The organism is Streptomyces triticirhizae (assembly GCF_003696235.1).
GTDB classification, from domain to species: domain Bacteria; phylum Actinomycetota; class Actinomycetes; order Streptomycetales; family Streptomycetaceae; genus Streptomyces; species Streptomyces triticirhizae.
Genome location: NZ_RFFJ01000223.1, coordinates 1 through 9,077 on the forward strand (window position 1 = coordinate 1; position 9,077 = coordinate 9,077).

Annotated in this window: 8 protein-coding genes and 1 pseudogene; 7 read left to right on the top strand and 2 right to left on the bottom strand. The window is 72.1% G+C overall.

Annotated elements, in window-relative coordinates:
- The 4 genes and pseudogenes from EBN88_RS32140 to EBN88_RS26060 all read left to right on the top strand — a co-directional run.
- Positions 1–222, top strand: a pseudogene (locus tag EBN88_RS32140) (DNA polymerase III subunit gamma/tau); the annotation flags it as partial.
- Between the two features lie 69 nt (positions 223–291).
- Positions 292–633: a YbaB/EbfC family nucleoid-associated protein gene (locus EBN88_RS26050; RefSeq protein ID WP_122399503.1), complete on the top strand. Its 342-nt coding sequence runs from the start codon at positions 292–294 to the stop codon at positions 631–633.
- Positions 634–675: 42 nt separating this feature from the next.
- Positions 676–1,275 (top strand): recombination mediator RecR, encoded by a 600-nt coding sequence (gene recR / locus EBN88_RS26055; RefSeq protein WP_122399504.1) that lies wholly within the window; start codon positions 676–678, stop codon positions 1,273–1,275.
- A 126-nt stretch (positions 1,276–1,401) separates the two neighbouring features.
- Positions 1,402–2,094 carry a DUF5063 domain-containing protein gene (locus EBN88_RS26060; protein WP_122399509.1) on the top strand — a complete coding sequence of 231 codons (693 nt, stop codon included), beginning with the start codon at positions 1,402–1,404 and terminating at the stop codon, positions 2,092–2,094.
- An 81-nt stretch (positions 2,095–2,175) separates the two neighbouring features.
- Here EBN88_RS26060 and EBN88_RS26065 read toward each other — a convergent pair whose 3' ends face one another.
- Both EBN88_RS26065 and EBN88_RS26070 read right to left on the bottom strand, forming a co-directional pair.
- Positions 2,176–4,314 carry a SpoIIE family protein phosphatase gene (locus EBN88_RS26065; RefSeq protein ID WP_122399505.1) on the bottom strand — a complete coding sequence of 713 codons (2,139 nt, stop codon included), beginning with the start codon at positions 4,312–4,314 and terminating at the stop codon, positions 2,176–2,178.
- Positions 4,315–4,471: 157 nt separating this feature from the next.
- The gene (locus EBN88_RS26070; RefSeq protein ID WP_325052785.1) at positions 4,472–5,221 is read right to left on the bottom strand and encodes a DUF2625 family protein; all 750 of its coding nucleotides are present in this window, start codon (positions 5,219–5,221) and stop codon (positions 4,472–4,474) included.
- A 249-nt stretch (positions 5,222–5,470) separates the two neighbouring features.
- Between EBN88_RS26070 and EBN88_RS26075 the strand changes: the two genes are divergently transcribed.
- The 3 genes from EBN88_RS26075 to EBN88_RS26085 all read left to right on the top strand — a co-directional run.
- Complete coding sequence (locus tag EBN88_RS26075) at positions 5,471–6,754, top strand: aspartate kinase (protein ID WP_122399506.1); 1,284 nt, start codon at positions 5,471–5,473, stop codon at positions 6,752–6,754.
- A 401-nt stretch (positions 6,755–7,155) separates the two neighbouring features.
- The gene (locus EBN88_RS26080) at positions 7,156–7,785 is read left to right on the top strand and encodes a SigE family RNA polymerase sigma factor (protein WP_122399507.1); all 630 of its coding nucleotides are present in this window, start codon (positions 7,156–7,158) and stop codon (positions 7,783–7,785) included.
- Positions 7,782–9,077 (top strand): hypothetical protein (locus EBN88_RS26085; protein ID WP_122399508.1); only part of this gene is annotated, 1,296 nt, incomplete at its 3' end. The genes EBN88_RS26080 and EBN88_RS26085, both read left to right, overlap by 4 nt.

Here is a 9,077-nt window from a genome sequence, read left to right on the forward strand (position 1 = left end):
GGCCGCGCGGCAGCGGGCGCGGCGGGCGCGGCGGCGGCCGGGTCAGGTTCGGCGTCGGCGCCCACGGCCGACGCTTCACCTCCGCCCCGCCCCCGGGTGGCCGTCGAGGACGACATCCCGGACGAGGACGACCCGGACCTGGACGACACCGCGCTCAGCGGTTACGAGTTGATCGTTCGGGAGCTGGGAGCGACGGTTCTTGAGGAGATTCACCACGAGTGAGACCAGAGCCAGCGGAGCCCGTACGCTCAGGGGTACGCATTTGTTGTCGATAGCCCAGGAGTGAAGCCCGTGTTCCCTGGTGGCGGTGGGGTCGATATGCAGCAGTTGTTGCAGCAGGCCCAGAAGATGCAGCAGGATCTCGCCACGGCGCAGCAGGAGCTGGCCGAGACTCCGGTGGAGGGCAGCGCGGGAGGTGGCCTGGTCAAGGCCACGGTCACGGGCTCGGGCGAGTTGACGGCCCTGGTGATCGCGCCCGAGGCCGTGGACCCCGACGACACCGAGACCCTCGCCGACCTGGTGATCGCCGCCGTTCGTGACGCCAACAACTCGGCCCAGGAGCTGGCCAAGGCGAAGCTGGGCCCGCTCGCGCAGGGGCTGGGCGGCGGCGGCATCCCCGGCCTGCCGATCTGAGCCGGCCGGCGGAAGCGGAGAGCGGAAGCGGAGAGGCATCCCGTGTACGAGGGCGTAGTCCAGGAACTCATCGACGAGCTGGGGCGCCTGCCGGGCGTGGGCCCGAAGAGCGCCCAGCGGATCGCGTTCCACATCCTCCAGTCCGAGCCGGCCGACGTGCGGCGGCTCGCGCGCGCCCTCACCGAGGTCAAGGAGCGGGTGCGGTTCTGTTCGGTGTGCGGCAACGTCGCGCAGGAGGAGCGGTGCCGGGTCTGTGCCGACCCGCGCCGGGACCCGGCCGTGATCTGCGTGGTCGAGGAGCCCAAGGACGTGGTGGCCATCGAGCGCACCCGCGAGTTCCGGGGCCGTTACCACGTGTTGGGCGGCGCGATCAGCCCGATCGACGGGATCGGCCCCGACGACCTGCGGATCAGGGAGTTGCTGGCCCGGCTGGCCGACGGCTCCGTCACCGAGCTGATCCTGGCCACCGACCCCAACCTGGAGGGCGAGGCCACCGCCACCTATCTGGCGCGCATGGTAAGCCCGATGGGCCTTCGGGTCACCCGGCTAGCCAGCGGCCTGCCGGTGGGGGGAGACTTGGAGTATGCCGACGAGGTCACCCTGGGCCGAGCCTTCGAGGGCAGGCGGCTGCTTGATGTGTAACGCGAGGACGACCGGGCCGGCCGCCGGCGCCGGGACCGCCGTCCCTCGCGCAGACGTAGGGACCGTTGGGGAGGCGACCGCCTGATGTCCGATGCGACGACGGGGCCGGAGATCGATGAGACGCCGATGGACCAGGTCGAGCAGGCCGGTCTGTTGGCTCGCGAGGAGCGCCCGGAGGCCCTGGCGGGCCCGGACAGCTTCTCGGTGCAGATCGCGGACCAGATCGAGAGCTTCGTGGTCGCCGTGACCGAGGTGGCCAGGGGCGACGACCCGGACAGCGCGGTGCCCTACCTGCTGTTGCAGGTCTCGCAACTGCTGCTCGCCGGCGGCCGGTTGGGCGCCCACGAGGACATCGTTCCGGACGAACGGTACGAGCCGGACACCGGCCCGGACCCGGACATGGACTCGTTGCGCGAGGCGCTGGCCGCGTTGCTGACGCCGGTCGACGTCTACTCCGAGGTCTTCGACCCCTATGTCCCGCACAGCACCCCGGTCGCGGCGCGGATATCCGACGACCTGGCCAACATCGTCAGCGATCTGCGGCACGGCATGGCGCACTACCGCGAGGGCCGGGTCAGCGAGGCGCTGTGGTGGTGGCAGTTCTCCTATCTGACGAACTGGGGCCCGACCGCGAGCGCCTCTCTGAGGGCGCTTCAGTCGCTGGTGGCGCACGTCCGACTCAACACGCCGCTGGCCGAGTTGAACGGCTTGGACACGGACAGCGCGGCCGAGGACGGCGATCTGGAACGTCAGGCGGGGCGCGTCATGGCGGCCGAGATCGGCGCGCCGCTGGGGCTGACCTCGCGCGACGCCCGCTGACGGCCGGCCAACGCGGCCAACGCCGCCCGCCAGGAAGGCACCGGGACCGACGCCCGAGAGGGCAACGGGACCGACGCCCGCTCAGCTGACGGTGCGCAACAACAGCAGCGCGATGTCGTCGTCCCTCGTCTCCGCGTGGTGGGTGCCGTGCAGGAGCGTGTCGGCCAGCACGTCCATCCGTTGGTCGCCGGCGCGCACCAGGTGGCCGGCCAGCCGCAGCGCGGAGTCCTCCAGGTCCTCGCCCGGGGTCTCGATGAGGCCGTCGGTGTACATGACCAGCACCGAGCCCGGGGGCAGCGAGACCTCCGTCTCCGGGTACTCGGCCACCCGGTCGATGCCGAGCAGCAGGCCGGGCGGCACGGGCAGCAGGTCGGCGCGCCCGTTGGGATGGCGCAGCAGCGGCGGCGGGTGGCCGGCGCTGGCCAGCCGCAGCTGGTGGTTCGAACGGTCGTAGTGCGCGTAGAGGCAGCTGGTGAAGAGGCCGGGATCGAGGTCGGTGAGCAGCCGGTTGGTGCGGCTGAGCACCTCGCCGGGGGCCTCGCCGGCTGCCGCGTGCACGGCGGTGCGCACCTGGCCCATCAGCGCGGCGGCCTTGACGTTGTGCCCCTGGACATCGCCGATGGCGACGGCGGTGTTGTGGTCGTCCAGCGGGATCACGTCGTAGAAGTCGCCGCCGATCTCGATGCCCTCGGTGGCCGGCAGATAGCGGGCGGCGACGGTCAGCCCGGGCGGCTCGGGCAGGCGGTGCGGCAGCAGCCCGGCCTGGAGGCTGAGGACGAGCTGGTGCTTGGTGTCGTAGAGCCGCGCCCGGTCCATGGCCTGGGAGATCAGGCTGGACAACGAGGTCAGCACCGCCCGTTCCTCGGACGTGAACTGATGATCCCGGTCATAGGCCAGCACCAGACAGCCCACAGACCGACCAGAGGTGATCAGCGGCAGAAAGCCCCAGGCTCGCATCTGGACGGAGGGACGCATTCTCGGGTAGTCGCGGAACAGCTCCTCGCGCGAGCCGTAGAACGCCGGTTCCCGGTCGACCAGCGATCTCGCGGCGGGGGAAGGCGGCGGGTGGAGCGGGGCGTTGTCGTAGCGCTCCATCACCTCCGGCTCGAAGCCGCGATAGCCGACGGACCGCAACCGACCGCCTTCCGCCAGGAAAATGATCAGTCCCTGAGCGTCGAATGCGGACATCAGTTGGTCGGCGACCGTTTCCACCACGTCCTTGACGCCGACGGCCTGGGTGAGGGCGGTGCCCAGTTGCAGCAGCTGGTAGAGCGCCCCGCCCTCGGCCGGGGCGGGAGCCGGGGTCGAGGGCAGCCCCCGCCGCCGCGCCCTCTCCCCGGGCGCCGGCGCGCGCGCCGGGCTGATCTGGATGGTGATGCCGCGCGGGCCCGGATAGACGTGGAAGGTGAGCCACTCCTTGGAGGGCTTGGCCATCGAGAACGAGAGCGACTCCCGGCTGAAGATGGCCGTCCGGTAGCGGTCCTCGATCAGCGGGTCGCCCAGCCAGGGCACGCTCTCGGCGGGCAGCCGGCCGAGCAGCGACTCGACGTCGGTGCCGAGCAGTTCGGCCGCCCGGCTGTTGGCGTAGGCGACGACGCCGGAGAGGTTCACGGCGCACCAGCCGTCGGGCAGGCCCTCGACCAGGTCGGAGGCGGCCAGCGCCTCGTCGGGTCCCGGGGTGCGAGGACGTGGCCGGAAGAGGACCCTGGGGCGGTCCTCGGGGAGGTAGGGCTCGCCCTCCTCCTGGGCCCGCCGCAGCAGCCCGGCCAGCCGGCGGCAGAGGCGGTGCAGCTCGGTGACCTCGACGTCGGACGGCCCCTTCGGATGGGACGCCGGCCAGAGCAGGGTGACGACGCCCCAGCGGGTGTCGGGCGCGTCGAGCGCGTCCCCGATCGGGGCGGAGCCGAGGGCGAACGCGTAGGGCATGGCCATGGCGGCCTGCCCCTCGTCGGCGGCGATCTCGCCGCGCCCCCGCACGTCGCGCCAGACCAGCCGACGTTCCCTGGCGGCCTCCGCCACGGGCAGCCGTGAGCTGAGCCTGACCCGCGTCCACTGCCAGGCGAGCCCGGGCGGAACGCCGCTGATCAGGGCGAGGCGGAGGAGGGAGGCGTCGGGTTCCAGCAGGTACACCAGCGCGCCGTAGGCGCCGGTCCGGTCCAGGGCCTCCACCACCGGCGGTTCCAGCGAGGAGAGCCGGGAACCGCGCTGAGAGACACCCATGGACAAACGATATGCCGGAAATGTCGGCACGCCACCCTCGGGCGTCCGGACCGGTCCCCCCACGCGGAGGCGGACCGGGGCGGGGCGGACCGGGGCGGGCCACGAGAGGCCAGGCCCCGCCAACGAGGGAGCCGGCCCGCCCGAGAAACCGGCCCCGTCAGGCCGAGCCGGCCGTCTCGCCCAGGAAGCCCGGGTCGGCGCCGGTCAGCTGGCGGGCGTAATCCTGGTGCAGCTCCAGCAGCTCGACCATGGGCACCGGCCGGCGCGAGGTGCCCGGCAGGTCGGCCCGCGCCTCGCGGGACCACAGCGGCGGGATCACGGACAGGCCCTCGGCCGCCGTGGCCAGGGCCCGGGTCTCGGCCCGCCAGTCCGGCCAGCGCACCGGCCGGTAGAACGCGGCGGGGCCGCCCGTCAACAGCCAGTCGAACCAGGCCGAGTGCGGCACGTCGAGCGCCACCCAGCCGAGGGTGTCGGGCGCGAAGTAGACCACCTCGCCGGGCCGCCCCGGGCGCCCGAGGGCCGCGGGGTCCGGCCCGTTGAGCGCGAAGACGCCGCCGATGACGTCCCAGGCCAGCACCAGCCCGGCCTCGGGGCGCCAGTCGGGGTCGAACGCGTCGGGAAAGCCGTTGACCCTGGCCAGGCTCGGCAGGCCGTGCGGGTTGCGGGGCGTGGCGCTGCCGAAGACGCGCAGCCAGCCGTCGTCCAGCAGCAGCCCGCCGCAGTGCAGCGCGAAGGCGCCGAGGTAGGAGCGTGCGGTGACCTGGAGTTGCAGCAGCGTCGCGCGGCCGAGGGCCGGGTCGACGGGGACGATCTCCAGGGGGACGGTGGCCGAGGAGACCTTGCTCACCAGCTCCGGCCAGGCGGGCTCGGGCACTCCGGTGAGTTCGTCCAGGCCGCGCAAGTTCATGTAGGTGCCTTCTCTGTACCGGTTCCCGGTGGCTTCTGAGCCATGACGACCCCGTCAATGATCATTTCCAGCGTTCGGCTGGCAATGTGAGGTCGGTTACGTTTCGTGCGTGTTTCCGTGTGTGCCGCCCGACCAGCGGGCAGGGCTCGTGGCTGGACGGGCGGGGTTGTCGCTTCGCTCGGTAGTATTCAGCCGGCCGCAGTCCCCAAAGCGACTGCGGAGAGTGACTCACACGAGGAGCGAGCACACGTGGGCCTTGTCGTGCAGAAGTACGGCGGCTCCTCCGTTGCCGATGCCGAAGGTATCAAGCGGGTCGCCAAGCGAGTTGTCGAGGCCAAGAAGAACGGCCACCAGGTGGTGGTCGTGGTCTCCGCGATGGGCGACACGACGGACGAGCTGATGGATCTCGCCGCTGAAGTGTCCCCCGTCGCCTCGGGGCGGGAACTGGACATGCTGTTGACCGCCGGGGAACGCATCTCCATGGCCCTGTTGGCCATGGCGATCACCTCCCTGGGCCACGAGGCCCAGTCGTTCACCGGAAGCCAGGCCGGCGTCATCACCGACGCCGTGCACAACAAGGCCCGCATCATCGATGTGACCCCGGGGCGCATCAGGAGTTCCGTCGACCAGGGCAACATCGCGATCGTCGCGGGCTTCCAGGGGGTGTCCCAGAACAGCAAGGACATCACCACGCTGGGCCGTGGCGGCTCCGACACCACGGCGGTGGCGCTGGCCGCCGCCCTGGACGCCGAGGTCTGCGAGATCTACACCGACGTTGACGGCGTCTTCACCGCCGACCCCCGAGTGGTGAAGAAGGCCAGGAAGATCGACTGGATCTCCTTCGAGGACATGCTGGAGCTGGCCAGTTCCGGCTCCAAGGTGCTGCTCCACCGCTGCGTGGAGTACGCCCGCCGATACAACATCCCGATCCACGTCAGGTCCTCGTTCTCGGGCAAGCCTGGCACCTGGGTCGGCAGCCCGCAGCACGAGCGTCAGCAGGAAGGGGAAGCGGTGGAGCAGGCAATCATCTCGGGGGTCGCCCACGACACCTCCGAGGCCAAGGTCACGGTCGTGGGGGTGCCGGACAAGCCGGGTGAGGCCGCCAAGATCTTCCGTGCCATCGCTGACGCCACCATCAACATCGACATGGTGGTCCAGAACGTGTCCGCCGCCGCCACCGGGCTGACGGACATCTCCTTCACGCTGCCCAAGTCGGAGGGGCGCAAGGCGATCGAGGCGCTGGAGAAGCGGCGCGCCCAGATCGGCTTCGACGCGCTGCGCTACGACGACCAGATCGCCAAGATCTCCCTGGTCGGCGCGGGCATGAAGACCAACCCCGGGGTGACGGCGACGTTCTTCGAGGCGCTCTCCAACGCCGGGGTCAACATCGAGTTGATCTCCACCTCGGAGATCCGGATCTCGGTGGTCACCCGCGAGGACGACGCCAACGCCGCGGTGGTGGCGGTGCACACCGCCTTCGGCCTCGACAGCGACAGCGACGAGGCCGTGGTCTACGGCGGAACGGGGCGCTGAACGGGCGGCCGTTCGTCGAACGTTCGCCGTCCACCGTCTGTCGCGCCGTTTGTCGAGCTAACCGCCCGTTCCTTCGTTCGCTGACTCGTTTGCACCGCCTCGCGTCCGAGGATGGTTGGTTGTGAATCTCTCGTGACCAACTCGTAGGCCAGTACGGCTTGCTACGGACCGAGCACACGAGAGACGATTTCCTCTCCCCGCGCCGCACCATCTCCATCGCGGTCGCGGGGAGAGTCGTTAGCGCGTCCTCGGAGCAGGGCCAGGCACCGACCAGAGCAGGGCATCGACGGCAGGGCGGGACATATGAGGGCACACCACCCGATAGGCGAAAGCTCCCCCGTGCCGTACAACCTTCGCGGGGGAGAACGTGTCCAACAGGCGTGGCAGAGGTCCTCGAATTCATGGCAGCGCCGAACCGCCCCCTCGCTCGGCCCAGTTCGACGGGAGCCGGGAGCGGGGCCGTGACCGCGCCTCTGCCCGCCGCGCGACCGAGTCGTATCGCCGCCGCCGGCGAGGGTGCTGACGACACGATGGCCGAGGGCACCACCGTCGACTTCCTGACCGAGACCTACCGGGCGCACTACCGCTCGCTGCTCGGTCTCGCCGCCCTGTTGCTCGACGACACCGCCTCCTGCGAGGACGTGGTGCAGGAGGCGTTCATCCGGGTCCACTCGGCGCGCAGCCGGGTGCGCGACCCCGAGAAGACGCTGGCATACCTGCGGCAGACGGTGGTCAACCTCTCCCGTTCCACCCTGCGCCGGCGGATCATCGGGTTGAAGCTCCTCAGCAAGCCGCTGCCCCACATGGCCAGCGCGGAGGAGGGCGCCTACGAGCAGTTGGAGCGCGCCGACCTGATCAAGGCGATGCGCGGCCTGCAACGGCGCCAGCGCGAGGTGCTGGTCCTGCGCTACTTCGCCGACATGACCGAGGCCGAGGTGGCCAGGGCGCTCGGCATCTCGGCCGGCTCGGTCAAGGCCTACGGGTCACGCGGCATCGCGGCGCTGCGCGTCGCCATGGAGGCCGCGAGATGACCGAGCACCGCCCCGGTCCCCGGCGTGAGCCGGACCGGGAGCCCACCGACGCCCATCCCGAGCGGGAGCCGACCGCCCGGGAGGGCGACGAGCCGACGACGGACGCGGGCAGGACCGACGTGGGCGGGACGGACGCGGGCAGGACCGATGTGGGCAGCGGCGCGTTCGGGGCGGCCGAGCGCGGCCGGCACGAGGCGGGCGCCCCCGGGCGCGGCGCCGGCCGGCACGAGGACCTCGGGGACCTGCCGCCGGAGCGCGCGGCCGGCGACGCGGACGCCGAGGTCGAGGAGCTGCGGCGGCTGTTCCGGGAGACGGTCGGCGACCTCGAACCCGGCCCGGACTCCCTGGACAACCTGCGGGTGGCGGTGCCGCTCCGGCGCCGGCGCCGGCGGCATCTGCTGCTGGGCACGGCGGCCTCCGTCGCGCTGCTGAGCATCGGCGCCCCGCTGATGGCCAGCGTCGCCGACTCGGTCGGCGGCCAGGACTCCGCGATGGACACCTCCAACGGCGGTGGTCCGCCCGGGAGTTGGGGCGAGAGCGGCGGCCCTGGCGACACCGGGGAGCCCCATCCTTCGGGCGGCGGGCTGAGCGACCGGAGCGACGGCGGGGCGGACAGCGACGGCGGGTCCCCGTTCGGCTCCGGCGACCCGGGCGAGGGGGACCCGACGGACGCCAGGGAGACCCTGGGCGTGACCTCGCCCAGCTGCCTGCGCGAGCAGCTCGGCCGGGTGGTCACCGACACCGAGCCACCGGACGAGAACGGCCGAATCTATGGCCTGATCCGGATGGTCAATGTCTCAAACGAGCCCTGCCGCGTCACCGGCGAGGGTGAGTTGGCGGTCCTCTCCGACGCGGCCGGGTCCAGCCCGGTGCGGGTCGTCGACCGCACGGAGGGTGACCGGGCGACGGGGCTGCCGGCGCCCGACGAGGCCCACGACGAACTGATCCTGCCGCCCGGCGAGGGCTTCGAGGTGCGCTTCGCCTGGGTGCCGGACGGGCCGACGCTCAGCGGCTGCGCGATCGCGGCGAACCCGACGCCGGGCGCCGGCTCCTCGCACAGCCCGCAGCTGCGCACCGACGACCCGGAGGGCTCGGCGACCGGCGGCGACTCCGGCGGCGACTCGGCCTCCGGCGGGTCGGGCGACTCCGCCGGCGGCGGGGGTTCGGGCGACTCCGACGGCTCCTCGACCACCACCGGCGCCTCCGGCGGCGGAGGCGCGGGCGGCACCGGGGCCACCGGCACGGCCGGCGCCTCGGGTTCGCCCGGGTCGAGCGGCTCCGACGGCGGCGGC

What these genes read in the sequence shown, in the direction of transcription:
- EBN88_RS26080 (WP_122399507.1), top strand. Translation starts at nt 7,156, where the DNA reads ATGGCAGCGCCGAACCGCCCCCTCGCTCGGCCCAGTTCGACGGGAGCC.
- EBN88_RS26065 (WP_122399505.1), bottom strand. Translation starts at nt 4,314, where the DNA reads ATGGGTGTCTCTCAGCGCGGTTCCCGGCTCTCCTCGCTGGAACCGCCG.
- EBN88_RS26060 (WP_122399509.1), top strand. Translation starts at nt 1,402, where the DNA reads ATGGACCAGGTCGAGCAGGCCGGTCTGTTGGCTCGCGAGGAGCGCCCG.
- EBN88_RS26070 (WP_325052785.1), bottom strand. Translation starts at nt 5,221, where the DNA reads ATGAACTTGCGCGGCCTGGACGAACTCACCGGAGTGCCCGAGCCCGCC.